This is a genomic window from Pseudomonas monachiensis (assembly GCF_047345015.1).
Lineage (GTDB): Bacteria > Pseudomonadota > Gammaproteobacteria > Pseudomonadales > Pseudomonadaceae > Aquipseudomonas > Aquipseudomonas monachiensis.
This window is the reverse complement of sequence record NZ_CP178857.1, coordinates 5,046,847-5,063,930: the sequence shown is the minus strand read 5'-3', so window position 1 is coordinate 5,063,930 and position 17,084 is coordinate 5,046,847. Positions and strand designations below refer to the sequence as shown.

Sequence of the window (17,084 nt, the reverse complement as noted above, 5' to 3'; positions counted from 1 at the left end):
TATTGGTCAATCTGCAAAATAAACTTCAAAAAAGCGTCAAAGTACTTTTTTCTGTCACACGTTTTGGAGTATTACGAAGACAGACCGCCGAAACCTGCAACACAGGTGGCGTCTTCCAAGACCCCGCATGTATGCAGAACACTTGAGTCCCCGCAGGTGTATTCGGCAGTCACTTCGAGGCGCAGCACCGTCAAGGTATTGCGTCGAATGGCTCCCACAAAGGTGACCGAGTATGGATGATCACGGACGTAGCTCTTCTTCCAACCAGCCAATCCTTTATGTACTCGATACCAACGTATTGATTCACGATCCAAACGCGCTGCTTAACTTCGAAGAACACCACGTCGCGATCCCGATGACCGTGCTTGAAGAGCTGGACAAGCTCAAGAGCGGGCATCACAGCGTAGCCGCCGAATGCCGCCAGGCCATCCGCCTGATCGACAAGACTCTGGGCGATGCCTCACCCGAGGATGTCGAGCAGGGTGTGCCGATCCAGCGTGGCAAAAGCGGACCCAAGGGTTTGCTGTCAATTCTGATGAGCAAGCATGCCGAGCCGAACCTGATTCTGCCCGAGCATCTGAACGACAACAAAATCATCAACCAGCTGATCGACCTGCACGCGCGCGACCCGAAGAAGCCCGTGGTGCTGGTCACCAAAGACATCAACATGCGCCTCAAGGCGCGCGCCTGCGGGATCGCGGCCGAGGACTACAGCACCGACCAGCTGGTCGACGACGTGTCCTTGCTGCCCAACGGCTACCACAACATGACCGGCTCTTTCTGGGACCGCGTGAGCAAGGTCGAAACCCGTCAGGACCACGGCCGCACCTGGCATCAGGTGCAATTGATCGACAACCTGCCGGCGGTGCACATCAACGAGTTCATCATTGATGAACAGGGCTTTGTCGGCTGGATCAAGGAGATTGAAGAAGACCGCTTGCTGATCCTCGACCTGCACCAGGAACCGCTGCTGCACCAGGAAGCCTGGGGGCTCAAGCCGCGTGATATCTATCAGAGCCTGGCGCTGTACGCCTTGCTCGATCCGGACATCCACCTGGTCAACCTGTCGGGTGCCGCGGGCTCGGGTAAAACCATCCTGGCGCTGGCCGCTGCGATCGAGCAGACCATGGTCAGCAAACGTTATCGCCGCATCATCGCCACCCGCAGCGTGCAGGGCCTGGACCAGGAAATCGGTTTCCTGCCCGGCACCGAAGCGGAAAAAATGGAGCCGTGGCTGGGCGCCATCACCGACAACCTCGAAGCCTTGCACATGGATGACGAAAGCACCCATGGCAGCGTTGACTACATCCTCAGCAAAGTGCCGTTGCAGTTCAAATCCCTCAACTACATCCGGGGCCGCAGCTTCCAGCAGAGCCTGATCCTGATCGACGAATGCCAGAACCTCACGCCGCACCAGATGAAAACCATCATCACCCGTGCCGGCGCCGGTTCCAAAGTGGTGTGCCTGGGCAACCTGGCGCAGATCGACACCCCTTACCTGTCCGCGACCAGCTCCGGGCTGACCTATCTCACTGAACGCTTCAAGGACTTCCCGAACGGGGTGCACATCACCCTGCAAGGGGTACCACGCTCGATCCTGGCCGAATACGCCGAATCGCATTTGTAACTGTCCACCGGAGCCGGGCGGCCGCGAGGTCGCCCGGTTTTTTTGTACGCCACGTAAAGGCCCGTGCCTCAGGGCAGACCCAATACCGATGAATGTGTTTCTGCAAAGCCTGGGGCCGAAAGCAGTCTTGTTTACAGAGATTGCGAAAAATAGCCCTTGAGGGTTTCCGTCAGAATTGATTGAGCGTTCAATACCTCTTGGCTCGGCTCAGGCTGTGAGCTACTAAACTTTTTTCGCGTCCAGCTGAAAAAGAAGGGGCCATCAATAATACGTTCATTGTGTTCCGCCAAATATAACTGGGTCACGGAGGCATACCTGGGGAAAACATGAAAATGTAGCTCATGATTGAGCTCGGAAATACGCATTATGTATATTTTCTCAGGAGAAAATAGAGTATTTAAAGCTCGCTCCGTAAATGCCAAGCCTTTCATCAGTTCAGCACTTTCAGCCGGATTTAGTTCTGCGAGTCTTGATATGTCCCGCTTAAGAGAAATAATCATGTAGCCAGGGATGTCGCAGTCCCGGCAGTGAGAGATTACGATGTGTTTTCCTGAGTGAATTGTCCGCGCTGACATGACTGGTCTCCCGTGTGCCACCATGGTTGAAGTGTAGGACCTGCCCCGTTGAGCTGCTGCCGGAGGTCAGTAGAAAAAACCTAATGCGATACCTCAGTGCTGAAATTTTTAAGATCGTTAGCTTTGCTGGTCATTTTTTCTCGAATTAACAAATCGGTCTAATATTTAGTTGTAGGAAGTTTCATGGCGGCCATGAGTGCGTACTTACGGAAAATTCTCACGTCGAAATTTGTTATAAAATAATCAGTAACTTATCGGCTGGCGCACCCATTAAAATTGATCAGTGATGTCAGGAAAAGCGAATTTTCAGTAGGCTTTTGTTACATTTCTTTCTGTTGTTTGGTATGACTTTAATTTGTGTTTTTAAAACTTAATAAGGAATCGCATCTGAAACTGTCCACCGAGTCCGTGTGTATGAAGAACCTGTGGGAGCGAGCTTGCTCGCGATGACGGTGTGTCAGTCGACATCTCGGGTTAATGACAGGCCACTATCGTCGGAACGCCGCCCGGAGCAAGCTCGCTCCCACATTGGTTTGTGGTGTGCCGATAATCAAGCGTGCGAAAAATTGACCCGCAGGTTTACAATCGACGCTCCTGATCAGGAGTAATCCCGTGCTGACTCATCTCGATTCCCAAGGTCGCGCCAACATGGTCGACGTCACTGAAAAAGCCGTGACGTTCCGTGAGGCGACCGCTCAAGCGCTGGTGCGCATGCTGCCCGAAACCCTGCAGATGATCGTCAGCGGCGGCCACCCCAAGGGTGATGTGTTTGCCGTGGCGCGCATTGCCGGCATTCAGGCGGCGAAGAAAACCAGTGATCTGATTCCCCTGTGCCATCCGCTGATGCTCACCGGCGTCAAGGTCGAGCTCAGTGCCGAAGGCGACGATTCGGTGCGTATAGTGGCGCGCTGCAAGCTGTCCGGGCAGACCGGCGTTGAAATGGAAGCCCTGACCGCTGCCAGTGTCGCCGCGCTGACGATCTACGACATGTGCAAGGCCGTGGACCGGGGCATGACCATCGAAAGCGTGCGTCTACTGGAGAAGGTCGGCGGCAAGAGCGGACATTTCCAGGCGGAGCAGCCATGAACGTTACCGTGAAGTTTTTCGCCCGTTATCGTGAAGCGCTGGGTCTGGACTCGGTGACAGTGGAAGGCAACTTCGCCACCGTCGACGACGTCCGCGCGCTGTTGGCCCAACGTGATGGTGCCGAGGTGTTGAGCGAGCAAAACCTGATGTGCGCCCGCAACGAAGACCTGTGCCAGCTCGACGAGCCGGTCAGTGAGGGCGATGAAGTGGCGTTCTTTCCGACTGTGACCGGAGGCTGAGCCATGGCGATTCGCGTGCAGTCCACCGCGTTCGACCCGGGTGCCGAAGTCAATGCCATGCACGATGCCAATGTCGGCGTGGGTGCGGTGGTGAGTTTTGTCGGCTACGTACGCGACTTCAATGACGGCCTCGATGTGGCCGGGATGTTCCTCGAACACTATCCGGGCATGACTGAAAAGGCCCTCGGAAAGATCGCCATCGAGGCCGAGCAGCGCTGGCCGTTGCTCAAGCTGGAAGTGCTGCACCGCATCGGCGCCCTGGAGCCGGGCGAGCCGATTGTCTTCGTTGGCGCGGCCAGCGCCCATCGTCAGGCGGCATTCGACGCCTGCGCCTTTGTCATGGACTACCTGAAAACCCGTGCGCCGTTCTGGAAGAAAGAAATCACCAGTGACGGGCCGCGTTGGGTCGAGGGGCGTGACAGTGATCATGCGGCGGCGGATCGCTGGAAGCAGTAATTTCTGCGGCGTTCTCTAGTCAGCCATCGCGAGCAAGCTCGCTCCCACAGTGGATCTGGTTGAACACAAATTTTGTGTACGACACAGAACCCTGTGGGAGCGGGCTTGGTCCGGTCGGCGTTCCGACGAAGGGGCCATCTGACTCACCCAATACCTTGCAGAACCACCACCCGACTATCGGCCGGATCGGGCTGCATTTGCCTCATTGACGATTTATACATAAAAGTCCAGTATGGAATTATAAGTACAAAAAAAGGTTTCCACCCGTTTCAGCTTTTTCTTCTGTCTTGCCAAACCAACAACAACCGCGAGAAAACGAACATGAAGAAGTTCCCCCTCATCACCGGTCTGGCCCTGAGCCTGTTGGCGTGCAGCTCTGTGTTCGCCGCCGAGAAAACCTTGCGCATCGGTATCGAAGCGGCGTATCCACCGTTCGCCTCGAAAACCGACAAAGGCGAAATCGTCGGTTTCGACTATGACATCGGCAATGCCCTGTGCGCGCAGATGAAGGTCAAGTGTGTGTGGGTCGAAGGCGAGTTCGACGGTCTGATTCCTTCCCTGAAGGTGAAGAAAATCGACATGGCGCTGTCGTCCATGACCATCAATGAAGACCGCAAGAAGTCGGTGGACTTCACCCACAAGTACTATTTCACTTCGTCGCGCCTGGTGATGAAGGATGGCGCGGTGGTGGATGACCAGTACGCCAGCCTCAAGGACAAGACCGTCGGCGTGCAGCGCGCCACCACGACCGACCGTTACGCCACCGAGGTGTTCGAGCCAAAGGGCATCAACGTCAAGCGCTACAGCAACAACGAAGAAATCTACATGGACCTGGCAGCCGGTCGCCTCGATGCGATTTTTGCCGACACCATTCCACTCAATGACTTCCTGTCGATGCCGCGCGGCAAGGGTTACGCCTTTGCCGGGCCGGAGCTGAAAGATCCGAAATATGTGGGCGAAGGTGCCGGGATTGCCGTGCGCAAGGGCAATACCGAACTGGTCAGCGAGCTGAACACGGCCATTGATGGCATTCGTGCCAGTGGTGAGTACCAGAAGATTTCGGACAAGTATTTCAAGTCCGACATTTACGGCGATTGATCAAAAAGATCGCAGCCTGCGGCAGCTCCTACAGGGGAATGCGTTTCACTGTAGGAGCTGCCGCAGGCGGCGATCTTTTGATTTTCAGCCCTTCAATTCCTTCAAATGCTTGTACACCGTCGCCCGGCCCATGTTCAGCACATTGGCCACGTAGTTCGAGGCGCTTTTGCCCTTGAACGCGCCTTCGGCGTGCAATGCCAGCACCAGTTCGCGCTTGTGGTCGCGAGTCAGCAGATTCAGGCTCAACTGCCGCTCGCGCAGCCAGGCGTGGAGGAAGGTGTTGATCCGCTCCTGCCAGTCATCGCGAAACAGCGCATCCGGTTGCGGGATCAGCTTGGTCGGCGACAGGAACAGGTCCAGGGCGGCCTTGGCATTTTCGAACAACGAAATATTCAGGTTGATGCACAGCACCGCCTGTGGACGACCTTCACTGTCCCGAAGCACCGTGCTGAGGCTGCGAATCTTCTGACCATCCCAGTTGAGCTTTTCGTACGGCCCGATGTTTCGTTCGCTGACATCGTCGCTGAGCATGTCTTCCAGCGCCGAGTCGTCGCCGATTTCCCGCTTGGACAGGTTGTTGGCGATGTAGTCGACCTTTTGCGTGCGCAAGTCGTGCAGCACCACTTCGGCGTGGGGGAAAAACAACGTGGCGATGGCGTCGGCAATCGCGTGGAAGTTATCCAGGGATGTGTCGTCCAGGGCCGAGTCTTTTTCGGGAGCGTTCATACAGTGGAACTCCAGGCAGCGTCAGCGCCCCATCAAAGGGGCGCTGAAAGTGTGCCGTAATCGTGTGGGCACGTCACCTGAGGATCAGGATCCGCCGAGGCGGGCAGGGGAGAGCATTTCGGCATTCAGCCCGAAATGGCCGAGCGACTCGGGCAACGCGGCACCGCGCACCAGTGCCGCGCTGGCCTGGCCCATGGCCGGCGAGGTCTGGATGCCATAACCGCCTTGTGCCGCGACCCAGAACAGCCCCGGTACCTGTGGATCGAAGCCGGACAGCAAGTCGCCGTCGCTGACGAAGCTGCGCAGGCCGGCCCAGGTGCGGGTCGGGCGGCGAATGGTCAGGGTCGTGGCTTCTTCGATCTGGTAGATGCCCATGGCAATGTCCAGCTCTTCGGGCTGCACATCGTGGGGTTCCACCGGGTCGGCGTTGGCCGGTGAACCGAGGAACATCCCGGCATCGGGTTTCATGTAGAAGGATTCGTCGAGGCTGACCAGCATCGGCCAATGGTGGATGTCCACGCCTTCGGGACCGGCGAAGATGAACGCGGCCCGGCGTTTGGGTTGCAGGCCCAGGGGATTGGCGCCAGCCAGTTGGCCGACCTTGTCGGCCCAGGCGCCGGCGGCGTTGATGATGACCGGTGCGCTGAAGGTCTGGCTGCCGGTCTGGACGTGCCATGTGCCCTGGCTGTCGCGGCTCAGACTGACGACTTCGCTGTCGGTGTGCACTTCGCCCTGGTTGCGGCGGATGCCGCGCAAATAGCCCTGGTGCAGGGCATCGGTGTCGATGTCGCTGGCGGTCGGGTCGTAGATGGCGCCGTGGACCTTTTCCCGGCGCAGGATCGGCACTAACGCGCAGGCCGCGTCGGCGTCGAGCAACTGCATCTCCGGCACCGTGGTTTTTGCGCTCTGGTATTGCCTGTTCAGCTCGTCCGGGTCACCGGTCAAGTCCACGGTCATTTCGCCACGCGGGGTCAGCAGCGGGTGTTCGCAGAAACCACTGGGCGGGTTGTCGAAAAAGTCCCGGCTGGCCAGGGTCAATGCCCGCACTTGCGGGGTGCCGTAGGCGGCGGTATACAGCGCCGCCGAGCGGCCGGTGGAGTGATAGGCCGGATGGGATTCGCGCTCGAGCACGATCACGCGGCCGTGCTGCGAAAGCCAGAAACCCGTGGAAGCACCGGCAATCCCGCCGCCGATGATGATGAAATCTGCCTGGCTCATGAACGTCTCCTGTTGGGGCGTAAATGCCGGATTTATGGTGATCTCTTGTAGGAGCTGACGAGTGAAACGAGGCTGCGATCTTTTCAAAAGCAAAGTCAAAAGATCGCAGCCTTCGGCAGCTCCTACAGGATGAATTTGGTGTCAGTGCGTGAGGCGATAGATCGCGTTGGCCAGCGCAATGTCTTCCAGGCCCAGGCCGATGGAGCGGAAAAACACATGGCGATCGTAATCAGGGCGCAGGACTTTTCCGCTGAGCAGGTCGGGCAGGTCGCCGACAATCGCGCCCTTGTCCCAGTCGTGCCGTTCGGCGGCGATCAGCATTTCGCCGGCCGAGCCCGGGGTGGTCAGGCGATAGTCGCAGAACACCTGCATGTCGTTGAGGCTTTGCGGCGGCACTTCATGGGCGCGCGGCGCATTGGTGCTGATGGAGGTGATCAACGCCGGTTTGCGCAAGCTCGACGGATCGATCACCGGACCGGCGGACGAGGTGCAGAGCATGATCACGTCGGCGTCCTGAACGGCAGCTTCGCGACTGTCGACGATGTTCAGGCGTGGCTCGATGTTTTTCAGCCGGCGCACGGTTTCGGCGTCTTCGCTCACGCTCGGCGAGTACAGGCTGATGCTCTGCCAGTCGCGCAGGCCTTTCACGTAATGCAGGTGCGCCTGGGCCACTTTGCCGCTGCCAATAATGGCAAGGCGATTGGCTGTGAGTGGTGCGAGGGCATCGACCGCGACGGCGGTGGTCGCCGCGGTGCGCGCGGTGGTCAGTTCGCCGGCATCGCACAGCAGCAGCGGCTGGCCGGTCTGCATCGACATCAACAACGTCCACGCCGTCACCAGCGGCCCCTGCTCACGGACGATGTACGGCGACGTCTTGATCCCGTATACGCCTTCTCCGGCAAGCACACCCAAGTAGTTAATGAAGTCGCCGGCGCCCTGTGGAAATTCCACCAGTTGCTGCGCCGGTTGTACGGCTTGCCCGGCGGCCAGGTCGCGGAACAGTTTGCGCAGGATCTGTGGCACATCGACCTGCGCCAGTAGCTCGCGAGCCTGGGCTTGGGGGATCACTTGGGGCGTGCTGGACATGGTCGGCTCCGGAGCTGAGAGTAAACTAATTTGTCTATTATGGACTTTTAGATATCTACAGCAAGCACCTGTTGAAAAAAAGCCGGACGAAAAAAAAGCGCAGTCCGTTTCCGGCTGCGCTTGTCTTTTCAGCGTCCCTTAATGCGGGCGCTTGCGTTCAACGGCCCGCAACAGATGCGTCGGTGGCGTTTCACAGCTGATCTTGCGCCCCAGCTTTTCCTCGATGGACGGTAGCTGGTAGGAGTCGTCTTCACCGGCAAAGCTGATGGACACACCGTCGGCACCGGCGCGGCCGGTACGACCGATGCGGTGCACGTAGTCGTCCGGCACTTCCGGCAGGGTGAAGTTGATCACGTGGCTGATGCCGTCGATATGGATGCCGCGACCGGCCACGTCGGTGGCGACCAGTACGCGAATCTTGCCTTCGCGGAAGCCTTCGAGGGTCTTGATGCGCTTGTGCTGCGGCACGTCGCCGGACAGTTGCGCGGCGTTGATACCGTCACGCACCAGGCGTTCTTCGATGCGTCGTACTTCATCCTTGCGGTTGGCGAAGACGATCACCCGCTCCCAACCGTTGTCGTTGACCAGGTTGTAGAGCAGTTTGTATTTGTCGGCACCGGCCACCGCGTAGATGTGCTGCTCGACGTTTTCGTTGGCCACGTTCTGCGACTCGATCTCGACGATCGACGGGTCGGTGGTCCATTGCTTGGCCAGGTTCATCACGTCTTCGGTGAAGGTCGCGGAGAACAGCAGCGTCTGACGCTCGGACTTCGGCGGCGTCTGGCGAATGATCTGGCGCACTTGCGGGATGAAGCCCATGTCGAGCATGCGGTCGGCTTCGTCCAGCACCATCACTTCGACCATGTCCAGGTGCACGTCGCCGCGCTGGTTGAAGTCCAGCAGGCGGCCCGGCGTGGCCACGAGGATGTCGCAGTGGCGGGCCTCGAGGTGCTTGAGCTGTTTGTCGAAGTCCATGCCACCGACGAACGTCATGACGTTGAGGCCGGTGTACTTGGTCAGGTCGGCGGCGTCCTTGGCGATCTGCACTACCAGTTCGCGGGTCGGTGCGATGATCAGTGCCCGTGGCTCACCCATGTAGCGCTCTTTCGGCGGCGGGGTTTGCAGCAACTGGGTGATGATCGAGACCAGGAACGCAGCGGTCTTGCCGGTACCAGTCTGGGCGCGGCCGATGGCGTCTTTGCCCGCGAGGGTGAAGCCCAGTACCTGTGCCTGGATCGGCGTGCAATACGGGAAGCCCAGGTCCTGGATGGCGTGCATCAGTTCCGGGGCGAGTTTGAAATCGTGGAAGCGGGTCTTGCCTTCCTGGGGCTCGACGACGAAGTCTTCGAGTTTCCATGGGATGACCGGTGCCTTTGGCTTGGGTTCGCGGCGCGGTCTGGCGGGTTTTGGCGTTTCGCTGAGCGGCTGTTCCGGGGCTGTTATCGCCGCAGGCAGGTCAGCCATTGCGGTCTTCGGCTCATGCTTGGGTGCCGCCGTGGCGGTGGCTCGTTCAGACTGATTACCGTCGGTGCGGTGGCCGGGAGCGTGAGACGCAGGGCTGGGAACTGGCGCGAGTTGCTCAGTCTCGCTTTTACCGAACATTTTCTTGAGTGCTTTGAGCACGGTCATCTCATCAATTGATTAAGGAATGTACGCCGGGCAGTGTAATGCAAGAATCGGGCGCGGCGTAGTGGGATGGATCAAAGGGTGCTTTTAAACACAAATGCTTAACGCAAGCGCTCGGCGAGCCAGACACCGATGTCGCGAATTTCTTCGGGTAACACTTCGTGACCCATTGGGTATTCCTGCCATGTCACGGTGACACCACGCAGCTTCAAATGCTCGTAGGCGCTGCGCCCCATCGAGTTTTGCACCACATCGTCGTACTGGCCGTGCATCGACAGCACCGGAATCCGCTGCTGGCTGGCGGACAGTTGCAGTTCGTCGCTGAAGGTCGGTGCATAAGTAGAAAGGGCAACGACGCCACCCAACGGACCCTGCCATTTCAGAAATGCGGTGTGTAAAACCACGGCGCCGCCCTGGGAAAAACCTGCCAGGAAGATCCGCGAGGCGTCTATTCCGCTGGCTCGCTGCACTTCTATCAATTCAATGACACGGTTCGCCGACTCTTCCAGCTGCTCGCGGTTGATCGCGCGCGCCGGGCTCATGGCCAGGATGTCGTACCAACTCGGCATCTCGTAGCCGCCGTTGATAGTGACAGGGCGATGCGGTGCCTGCGGGAGAACGAAGCGGGTACTCAGCAAGGTTTCCTGCAGCGCTTCGGCCACCGGCAGGAAGTCGTAGCGATCGGCGCCCAGGCCGTGCAGCCATATAACGCAGGCGTCTGCGGGCTTTACGGGCTGAAGAATCAAGGGCTCGGTCATGTCTGCTCCAATGTTGTGCGTGCGCGTACATATAAGTGCGTGATCAAAGTGCGCGTCAGGTTGATCCGTTAATAAAGTGTCGCAAGCGTACAAGTTTTGCTATTGACCTGCAGCTGAACCGCTTCGGCGAGCGGTGTGGTACGGGCTTTGCTATGGGGAAACGGTGCAACCCATCTCGCGCCCGGCGGTAACACTATCAGTGTACTGCCGACTGTGGGATAGCAATGAATCCGGTGATGGATGTTCGCCAATGGCCGCTACGGGGCTTCGCGAACGTGAAAGGGCTACAGCCCGTTCGGCCGACTGGTGAGAGTGAGTTTTCCATGACGTGGATTTTCTCCTACTAGACTCATAGCTAACGTCTTACGTCGGTTGACCCCAAAACAAGCCAACACGGGTCGACTACGCCTCAAAAGGGTGCGACAGGACTCACGCTCCGACACAACAAGAGCAAAACTGGAGGTTTGAATGAAGATGTTGAAATCCACCCTGGCTATCGTGACTGCAGCCGCAGTACTCGGTGTCAGCGGGTTTGCCCAGGCGGGCGCAACCCTGGATGCAGTGATGAAGAAAGGTTTCGTGCAGTGTGGCGTCAGCGATGGCTTGCCAGGCTTCTCGGTTCCGGATTCCACCGGCAAGATCGTCGGTATCGATGCTGACTACTGCCGTGCAGTAGCGGCGGCTGTCTTCGGCGACGCGACCAAGGTCAAGTTCAGCCAGTTGAACGCCAAGGAGCGCTTCACCGCGTTGCAGTCCGGCGAAATCGACATTCTGTCGCGCAACACCACCATGACCAGCTCCCGCGACGCGGGCATGGGCCTGAAATTCCCGGGCTTCATTACCTACTACGACGGTATCGGCTTCCTGGTAAACAACAAGCTGGGCGTCAAGAGCGCCAAGGAACTGGACGGTGCAACCATCTGCATCCAGGCCGGTACCACCACCGAACTGAACGTTTCCGACTACTTCCGCGGCAACGGCCTGAAATACACCCCGATCACCTTCGACACCTCCGACGAAAGCGCCAAGTCGCTGGAATCCGGTCGTTGCGACGTACTGACCTCCGACAAATCCCAGCTGTTCGCCCAGCGCAGCAAGCTGGCTTCGCCGAAAGACTACGTGGTTCTGCCGGAAACCATTTCCAAGGAGCCTCTGGGCCCGGTCGTGCGTAATGGCGACGACGAGTGGCTGGCGATCGTGCGCTGGACTGGCTACGCCATGCTCAACGCTGAAGAAGCCGGCATCACTTCGAAGAACGTCGAAGCCGAAGCCAAGGGCACCAAGAACCCTGACGTTGCCCGTCTGCTGGGTACCGACGGTGAATACGGCAAAGACCTGAAAGTGAAGAAAGACTGGGTCGTGCAGATCGTCAAGCAAGTCGGCAACTACGGCGAAGTGTTCGAGAAAAACCTCGGCAAGAGTACTCCGCTGGAAATCGACCGCGGACTGAACGCTCTGTGGAACGCTGGCGGCATTCAATACGCACCACCAGTGCGCTGATGGTTCTATCACCCGGTGGGCCAACCACCGGGTGATGTTCTGTTCCATTATTTGCGGGGCACTTCATGCAAAATTCAATCGGCGCGCCAAAGCAGAGGCTCAGCCTCAGCGATCCACGCGTGCGTGCTTGGGTATTCCAGATCATCACGATTATCGCGGTGGTCTCGCTGGGCTGGTTTCTGTTCGATAACACGCAAACCAACCTGCAACACCGGGGCATTACCTCCGGGTTCGACTTTCTGGAGCGCAGTGCCGGTTTCGGCATCGCTCAACACCTGATCGACTACACCGAAGCGGACACATACGCCCGGGTGTTTGTCATCGGCCTGCTCAACACCTTGCTGGTGACCTTCATCGGTGTGATCCTGGCGACGATCCTGGGTTTCATCGTGGGTGTGGCGCGACTGTCGAAGAACTGGATCATCGCCAAGGTGGCGACGGTGTACGTGGAAGTCTTCCGCAACATTCCGCCGCTGCTGCAGATCCTGTTCTGGTACTTCGCGGTGTTCCTGACCATGCCAGGGCCGCGCAACAGTCATAACTTCGGCGACACCTTCTTTGTCAGCAGCCGCGGCCTGAACATGCCGGCGGCGTTGATGGCGGATGGTTTCTGGCCGTTTGTGATCAGCGTTGTAGTCGCCATCGTCGCCATCGTGCTGATGAGCCGCTGGGCGACCAAGCGCTTCGAAGCCACCGGGGTGCCGTTCCACAAGTTCTGGGTCGGTCTGGCGATGTTCCTGGTCATTCCTGCGCTGTGCGCGCTGATTTTCGGCGCACCGGTGCACTGGGAAATGCCGAAACTGCAAGGCTTCAACTTCGTCGGTGGCTGGGTGTTGATCCCGGAACTGCTGGCGCTGACCCTGGCCCTGACGGTGTACACCGCAGCGTTCATCGCCGAGATCGTGCGTTCGGGCATCAAGTCGGTCAGCCATGGCCAGACCGAAGCGGCGCATTCCCTCGGCCTGCGCAACGGTCCGACCCTGCGCAAGGTGATCATTCCGCAGGCCCTGCGCGTGATCATCCCGCCGCTGACCAGCCAATACCTGAACCTGGCGAAGAACTCCTCGCTGGCGGCCGGTATCGGTTATCCGGAAATGGTCTCGCTGTTTGCCGGGACCGTGCTCAACCAGACCGGCCAGGCGATCGAGGTGATTGCCATCACCATGAGCGTGTACCTGGCGATCAGTATCAGCATTTCCCTGCTGATGAACTGGTACAACAAGCGCATTGCGCTGATCGAGCGGTAAGGAAAAGCGCATGAGTACTCATACTTTCAAACCTGACATGCCGCCACCGAACCGCAGCATCGGTGCGGTGGCGTGGATGCGCGAGAACATGTTCTCCAGCTGGCTCAACACCCTGCTGACCCTGTTCGCGTTCTACCTCATCTACCTGGTGGTACCGCCGATCCTGCAGTGGGCGATCCTTGACGCCAACTGGGTCGGCACCAGCCAGGCCGACTGCACCAAGGAGGGCGCCTGCTGGGTGTTCATCCAGCAGCGTTTCGGCCAGTTCATGTACGGCTACTACCCGCCGGTACTGCGTTGGCGCGTGGACCTGACGGTGTGGCTGGCGATTGTCGGCGTGGCGCCGTTGTTCATCTCGCGCTTTCACCATAAGGCGGTGTACGGGCTGAGCTTCCTGGTGCTGTACCCGATCATTGCCTGGTGCCTGCTGCATGGCGGCGTATTGGGACTGGATGCCGTGGCGACCAGCCAGTGGGGCGGCCTGATGCTGACCCTGGTGATCGCCACCGTCGGTATCGCCGGTGCGTTGCCACTGGGCATCGTCCTGGCGCTGGGCCGTCGTTCGAACATGCCGGCGATTCGCGTGGTCTGCGTGACCTTCATCGAATTCTGGCGCGGCGTGCCGTTGATCACGGTGCTGTTCATGTCCTCGGTGATGCTGCCGTTGTTCCTGCCTGAAGGCATGAACTTCGACAAGCTGCTGCGGGCGCTGATCGGCGTGATCCTGTTCCAGTCGGCCTACGTGGCCGAGGTGGTGCGCGGTGGCCTGCAAGCGATTCCAAAAGGTCAGTACGAAGCGGCGGCGGCGATGGGCCTGGGTTACTGGCGCAGCATGGGCCTGGTGATTCTGCCGCAAGCCCTGAAGCTGGTGATCCCCGGCATCGTCAACACCTTCATTGCGCTGTTCAAGGACACGAGCCTGGTGATCATCATCGGCCTGTTCGACCTGCTCAATAGCGTCAAGCAAGCCGCCGCCGACCCGAAATGGCTGGGCATGGCCACCGAAGGCTATGTGTTCGCCGCCCTGGTGTTCTGGATTTTCTGTTTTGGTATGTCGCGCTATTCCATGCATCTGGAACGCAAGCTCGACACTGGCCACAAGCGCTAAGTCGCTACCTAATTTAGGAAGTTTTGTGATGAGCGAAGCAATCAAACAGCCTGTGAGCCCTGAAGGCATTATTCAGATGCAGGGCGTGAACAAGTGGTACGGTCAGTTTCACGTACTCAAGGACATCAACCTCAACGTCAAGCAGGGCGAGCGTATCGTCCTGTGCGGCCCGTCAGGTTCCGGCAAATCCACCACCATCCGCTGCCTCAACCGTCTGGAAGAGCATCAGCAGGGCCGCATCGTGGTCGATGGCGTGGAGCTGACCAACGACCTCAAGCAGATCGAAGCGATCCGTCGTGAAGTCGGCATGGTGTTCCAGCACTTCAACCTGTTCCCGCACCTGACCATCCTGCAGAACTGCACCCTGGCGCCGATGTGGGTGCGCAAGATGCCCAAGCGCAAGGCCGAGGAAATCGCCATGCACTACCTGGAACGCGTACGCATTCCGGAGCAGGCGCACAAGTACCCGGGGCAGTTGTCTGGCGGTCAGCAACAGCGTGTGGCGATTGCCCGTGCGCTGTGCATGAAGCCGAAGATCATGCTGTTCGACGAACCGACCTCGGCACTCGACCCGGAGATGGTGAAAGAGGTACTGGACACCATGATCGGCCTGGCCGAAGACGGCATGACCATGCTCTGCGTGACCCACGAAATGGGCTTCGCCCGCACCGTGGCCAACCGCGTGATCTTCATGGACAAGGGAGAAATCGTCGAACAGGCTGCGCCGAACGACTTCTTCGACAACCCGCAGAATGAACGCACCAAGCTGTTCCTGAGCCAGATCCTGCATTGATCGGTCAGTGACTGTCTCAATGAGCCCCGCCGATTGTTCGGTGGGGCTTTTTTTATGAGTGCGGGTCAGTCTGCGGCTTTGCCGCGTTCCAGTGCCAGCTGCACTGCCCGCAGGGCATTGAGGCGACCATGACCGTAGTAATGACTGTGGCCGTTTTGATCGTATTGACCAAGGGGGCCGTCGTCGGCGTGGCTGATTTTGTTGCAGCAATCGGCGAGCAGCTGTCGAACCTGTTCGCGGTCCAGTGCCGGGTTGACCCCCAGTACCAGTGCTGCCACGCCCGCGGCTCCAGGGCAGGCGCTGGAAGTGCCGCTGAACAGTTCGGTGTAGGCCGCATTGATCGGGTCGGCAAACCGGCCGCTCAGATCCGTGGTTCGAATGCCTCGGGTCTGCGGGACTGAAGTGGCGGGTTTGAACTTTGGATCGGGGTGTTGCTGGTCCCCGCTGGGGAAGCAACACCACAATGCTTTGCCGTAGTCACTGTAGCCGCTGCGACGATTTTGATCATTGCAGGCACCCACGGCAATGACCATGGGATGGCTGGCATAGCCATCGTTGTCCACGCTCTCGTTGCCGTTGCCGGCACCAAAAAAAATGACGCAGCCTTTGCCCTGGCGGCCTTTTGTCGCGGCGTACTCTATGGCCAGGCGGGTGCTCGCGGCCAGCGCAAACTCCTGAGAGTGCCTGGCGTCGGTAGGGTCAGCCCAATGTCCTTCCGATGGCCCCCAACTGCAGGAAATGACATCGGCCCCTTGGTCCGCAGCCCAGAAAAACGCGTCTGCTTCGGCTCGGGCGCCTAGTGGTTTGGTCAGTTTCAACGGCATGAGACTGGCTCGAGGTGCCACGCCGCTGGCGCCGGCTTCACCATTGGCGCATGCAACACCGGCGACTGCCGTACCGTGGCGCTCAAGGGGGGTTTTAGGCCGTGGGCCTTGAGGGGCGTTCAGGCGGTCAAAGTTTTTTGCTCCGATGATTTTGCCGGTTCCGGCGAACTCGGGGTGATCGATATCAAAGGCATCGTCGATGATCGCGATCACGATGCCTTCACCCTGGGTCAAGGCATGGGCTGCCTCGACATTGGCGCTGGCATCGACCTGAACCTGATAGGTGACGGTGGTTTTTTTCAGGTGCCATTGGTTGTCATGGATCGTCCGGCGTTGGCCCGGACGCAGTATTTCCGGGTGGCAGTAGTCGACGTCCTGACGTTCGAGCAATTGAAGTGTGAATGAGCAGACTTCAGTGCCGCGACAATGTGCGTGATATACGAAAAAGGCATTGGCCGCGTAGGGAACCTGCTGTTTGATGGTCAGACCCAATTCATCGAGGATAACCAGGCACTCTGTCGCAGTGAGTCGATCGACGAATTTCAGGAAAATGTTTTCGGTGTAGAAAACAGGTTCCCGGGTATGAGGATCGACCAGAGCGCTGCCGGCGAAACGTACGTCTGGCAACTCGCGCAGCAACGCCTTGCATTGGCGAACATCGGCATTGTCCGGCAGTTTGAATAGCTGAACGTCGGCGTCCTCGATGTGCAGTACCAACTCACTGTCGGCCAATGCCTGTCGAGCTTTTTCGCAGTGTAACGTTTCGTCAAGCCTGCTCCCGGCCTGGCTGCGTACAACGAGCAGTTGCCGATCCTTTTCCAGTAAAAAACGTCGGCTGTGCTTCTTGCCGAAAATGACTTCTTCCATCGGTTGTTCCCATTCCCTTCAGACATTCGAGCGAAAGTGCCCGCATTAAAAGTCCGAAAGTCTGATGGCCTGTCTCAATTTCGGATGTCAGCTCTTTCATGTGGCCTGGGTGGGAAATCACTTTCAGGCGTCAGGAATTTCACCTTCTGTCTTAAGGAGTCTTCCGGTATCAGGGTGATACGCGAAAGAGGGTGCCTTGCCTGATTGGGCGAAGCTGACTACCATGTCAGAAAATTCATCCTATGATTGG

Annotated in this window: 16 protein-coding genes; 9 read left to right on the top strand and 7 right to left on the bottom strand. The window is 58.6% G+C overall.

Annotation, left to right across the window (positions count from 1 at the left end; all coding sequences use genetic code 11):
• Positions 1 to 232: 232 nt before the first annotated feature.
• Positions 233 to 1,627 (top strand): PhoH family protein, encoded by a 1,395-nt coding sequence (locus ACMDB8_RS22665; RefSeq protein WP_008050144.1) that lies wholly within the window; start codon positions 233 to 235, stop codon positions 1,625 to 1,627.
• A gap of 131 nt (positions 1,628 to 1,758) precedes the next feature.
• On the opposite strand, the gene ACMDB8_RS22660 is transcribed toward ACMDB8_RS22665, so the two are convergent.
• Positions 1,759 to 2,202, bottom strand: a complete 444-nt coding sequence (locus ACMDB8_RS22660; RefSeq protein ID WP_409078409.1) for an HIT family protein — start codon at positions 2,200 to 2,202, stop codon at positions 1,759 to 1,761.
• Between the two features lie 612 nt (positions 2,203 to 2,814).
• Here ACMDB8_RS22660 and moaC point away from each other — a divergent pair.
• The 4 genes from moaC to ACMDB8_RS22640 all read left to right on the top strand — a co-directional run bounded on the left by moaC (position 2,815) and on the right by ACMDB8_RS22640 (position 5,081).
• Positions 2,815 to 3,288, top strand: a complete 474-nt coding sequence (gene moaC / locus ACMDB8_RS22655) for a cyclic pyranopterin monophosphate synthase MoaC (RefSeq protein ID WP_007972660.1) — start codon at positions 2,815 to 2,817, stop codon at positions 3,286 to 3,288.
• Complete coding sequence (moaD, locus tag ACMDB8_RS22650) at positions 3,285 to 3,527, top strand: molybdopterin converting factor subunit 1 (protein WP_409078408.1); 243 nt, start codon at positions 3,285 to 3,287, stop codon at positions 3,525 to 3,527. Before moaC ends, moaD begins: the two co-directional genes overlap by 4 nt.
• 3 nt (positions 3,528 to 3,530) lie before the next feature.
• Positions 3,531 to 3,983, top strand: coding sequence for a molybdopterin synthase catalytic subunit MoaE (gene moaE, locus ACMDB8_RS22645; protein ID WP_046041968.1), 453 nt, complete (start codon positions 3,531 to 3,533; stop codon positions 3,981 to 3,983).
• Between the two features lie 321 nt (positions 3,984 to 4,304).
• Positions 4,305 to 5,081 carry an ABC transporter substrate-binding protein gene (locus ACMDB8_RS22640; RefSeq protein WP_409078407.1) on the top strand — a complete coding sequence of 259 codons (777 nt, stop codon included), beginning with the start codon at positions 4,305 to 4,307 and terminating at the stop codon, positions 5,079 to 5,081.
• Positions 5,082 to 5,165: 84 nt separating this feature from the next.
• Here ACMDB8_RS22640 and ACMDB8_RS22635 read toward each other — a convergent pair whose 3' ends face one another.
• The 5 genes from ACMDB8_RS22635 to ACMDB8_RS22615 form a co-directional block, all read right to left on the bottom strand.
• The gene (locus ACMDB8_RS22635) at positions 5,166 to 5,807 is read right to left on the bottom strand and encodes a helix-turn-helix transcriptional regulator (RefSeq protein ID WP_056726182.1); all 642 of its coding nucleotides are present in this window, start codon (positions 5,805 to 5,807) and stop codon (positions 5,166 to 5,168) included.
• A gap of 84 nt (positions 5,808 to 5,891) precedes the next feature.
• A complete protein-coding gene (locus tag ACMDB8_RS22630) occupies positions 5,892 to 7,025 on the bottom strand; it encodes an NAD(P)/FAD-dependent oxidoreductase (RefSeq protein WP_409078406.1) in 1,134 nt (377 codons plus the stop codon).
• Between the two features lie 141 nt (positions 7,026 to 7,166).
• Positions 7,167 to 8,111 carry an ornithine cyclodeaminase family protein gene (locus ACMDB8_RS22625; RefSeq protein ID WP_409078405.1) on the bottom strand — a complete coding sequence of 315 codons (945 nt, stop codon included), beginning with the start codon at positions 8,109 to 8,111 and terminating at the stop codon, positions 7,167 to 7,169.
• Between the two features lie 138 nt (positions 8,112 to 8,249).
• Complete coding sequence (rhlB, locus tag ACMDB8_RS22620) at positions 8,250 to 9,740, bottom strand: ATP-dependent RNA helicase RhlB (RefSeq protein ID WP_056726179.1); 1,491 nt, start codon at positions 9,738 to 9,740, stop codon at positions 8,250 to 8,252.
• A gap of 98 nt (positions 9,741 to 9,838) precedes the next feature.
• The gene (locus tag ACMDB8_RS22615; protein ID WP_056726178.1) at positions 9,839 to 10,495 is read right to left on the bottom strand and encodes an alpha/beta hydrolase; all 657 of its coding nucleotides are present in this window, start codon (positions 10,493 to 10,495) and stop codon (positions 9,839 to 9,841) included.
• Positions 10,496 to 10,963: 468 nt separating this feature from the next.
• On the opposite strand from ACMDB8_RS22615, the gene ACMDB8_RS22610 reads away from it, so the two are divergent.
• The 4 genes from ACMDB8_RS22610 to ACMDB8_RS22595 all read left to right on the top strand — a co-directional run bounded on the left by ACMDB8_RS22610 (position 10,964) and on the right by ACMDB8_RS22595 (position 15,143).
• The gene (locus tag ACMDB8_RS22610) at positions 10,964 to 11,995 is read left to right on the top strand and encodes an amino acid ABC transporter substrate-binding protein (RefSeq protein ID WP_007972676.1); all 1,032 of its coding nucleotides are present in this window, start codon (positions 10,964 to 10,966) and stop codon (positions 11,993 to 11,995) included.
• A 65-nt stretch (positions 11,996 to 12,060) separates the two neighbouring features.
• Positions 12,061 to 13,242, top strand: a complete 1,182-nt coding sequence (locus ACMDB8_RS22605; protein ID WP_056726177.1) for an amino acid ABC transporter permease — start codon at positions 12,061 to 12,063, stop codon at positions 13,240 to 13,242.
• Positions 13,243 to 13,252: 10 nt separating this feature from the next.
• Positions 13,253 to 14,350 (top strand): amino acid ABC transporter permease, encoded by a 1,098-nt coding sequence (locus ACMDB8_RS22600; protein WP_056726176.1) that lies wholly within the window; start codon positions 13,253 to 13,255, stop codon positions 14,348 to 14,350.
• A gap of 28 nt (positions 14,351 to 14,378) precedes the next feature.
• Positions 14,379 to 15,143 (top strand): amino acid ABC transporter ATP-binding protein, encoded by a 765-nt coding sequence (locus ACMDB8_RS22595; protein WP_008053474.1) that lies wholly within the window; start codon positions 14,379 to 14,381, stop codon positions 15,141 to 15,143.
• A gap of 65 nt (positions 15,144 to 15,208) precedes the next feature.
• Here ACMDB8_RS22595 and ACMDB8_RS22590 read toward each other — a convergent pair whose 3' ends face one another.
• On the bottom strand, positions 15,209 to 16,834 hold the full coding sequence (locus ACMDB8_RS22590) for a S8 family peptidase (RefSeq protein WP_056726175.1): 1,626 nt from the start codon (positions 16,832 to 16,834) through the stop codon (positions 15,209 to 15,211).
• Between the last annotated feature and the right edge of the window lie 250 nt (positions 16,835 to 17,084).

Excerpts from the sequence above, each read along its gene's own strand:
- ACMDB8_RS22665 (WP_008050144.1), top strand. The coding sequence starts at position 233 with ATGGATGATCACGGACGTAGCTCTTCTTCCAACCAGCCAATCCTTTAT.
- ACMDB8_RS22660 (WP_409078409.1), bottom strand. The coding sequence starts at position 2,202 with ATGTCAGCGCGGACAATTCACTCAGGAAAACACATCGTAATCTCTCAC.
- moaD (WP_409078408.1), top strand. The coding sequence starts at position 3,285 with ATGAACGTTACCGTGAAGTTTTTCGCCCGTTATCGTGAAGCGCTGGGT.
- moaE (WP_046041968.1), top strand. The coding sequence starts at position 3,531 with ATGGCGATTCGCGTGCAGTCCACCGCGTTCGACCCGGGTGCCGAAGTC.
- ACMDB8_RS22640 (WP_409078407.1), top strand. The coding sequence starts at position 4,305 with ATGAAGAAGTTCCCCCTCATCACCGGTCTGGCCCTGAGCCTGTTGGCG.
- ACMDB8_RS22635 (WP_056726182.1), bottom strand. The coding sequence starts at position 5,807 with ATGAACGCTCCCGAAAAAGACTCGGCCCTGGACGACACATCCCTGGAT.
- ACMDB8_RS22630 (WP_409078406.1), bottom strand. The coding sequence starts at position 7,025 with ATGAGCCAGGCAGATTTCATCATCATCGGCGGCGGGATTGCCGGTGCT.
- ACMDB8_RS22625 (WP_409078405.1), bottom strand. The coding sequence starts at position 8,111 with ATGTCCAGCACGCCCCAAGTGATCCCCCAAGCCCAGGCTCGCGAGCTA.
- rhlB (WP_056726179.1), bottom strand. The coding sequence starts at position 9,740 with ATGACCGTGCTCAAAGCACTCAAGAAAATGTTCGGTAAAAGCGAGACT.
- ACMDB8_RS22615 (WP_056726178.1), bottom strand. The coding sequence starts at position 10,495 with ATGACCGAGCCCTTGATTCTTCAGCCCGTAAAGCCCGCAGACGCCTGC.
- ACMDB8_RS22610 (WP_007972676.1), top strand. The coding sequence starts at position 10,964 with ATGAAGATGTTGAAATCCACCCTGGCTATCGTGACTGCAGCCGCAGTA.
- ACMDB8_RS22605 (WP_056726177.1), top strand. The coding sequence starts at position 12,061 with ATGCAAAATTCAATCGGCGCGCCAAAGCAGAGGCTCAGCCTCAGCGAT.
- ACMDB8_RS22600 (WP_056726176.1), top strand. The coding sequence starts at position 13,253 with ATGAGTACTCATACTTTCAAACCTGACATGCCGCCACCGAACCGCAGC.
- ACMDB8_RS22595 (WP_008053474.1), top strand. The coding sequence starts at position 14,379 with ATGAGCGAAGCAATCAAACAGCCTGTGAGCCCTGAAGGCATTATTCAG.
- ACMDB8_RS22590 (WP_056726175.1), bottom strand. The coding sequence starts at position 16,834 with ATGGAAGAAGTCATTTTCGGCAAGAAGCACAGCCGACGTTTTTTACTG.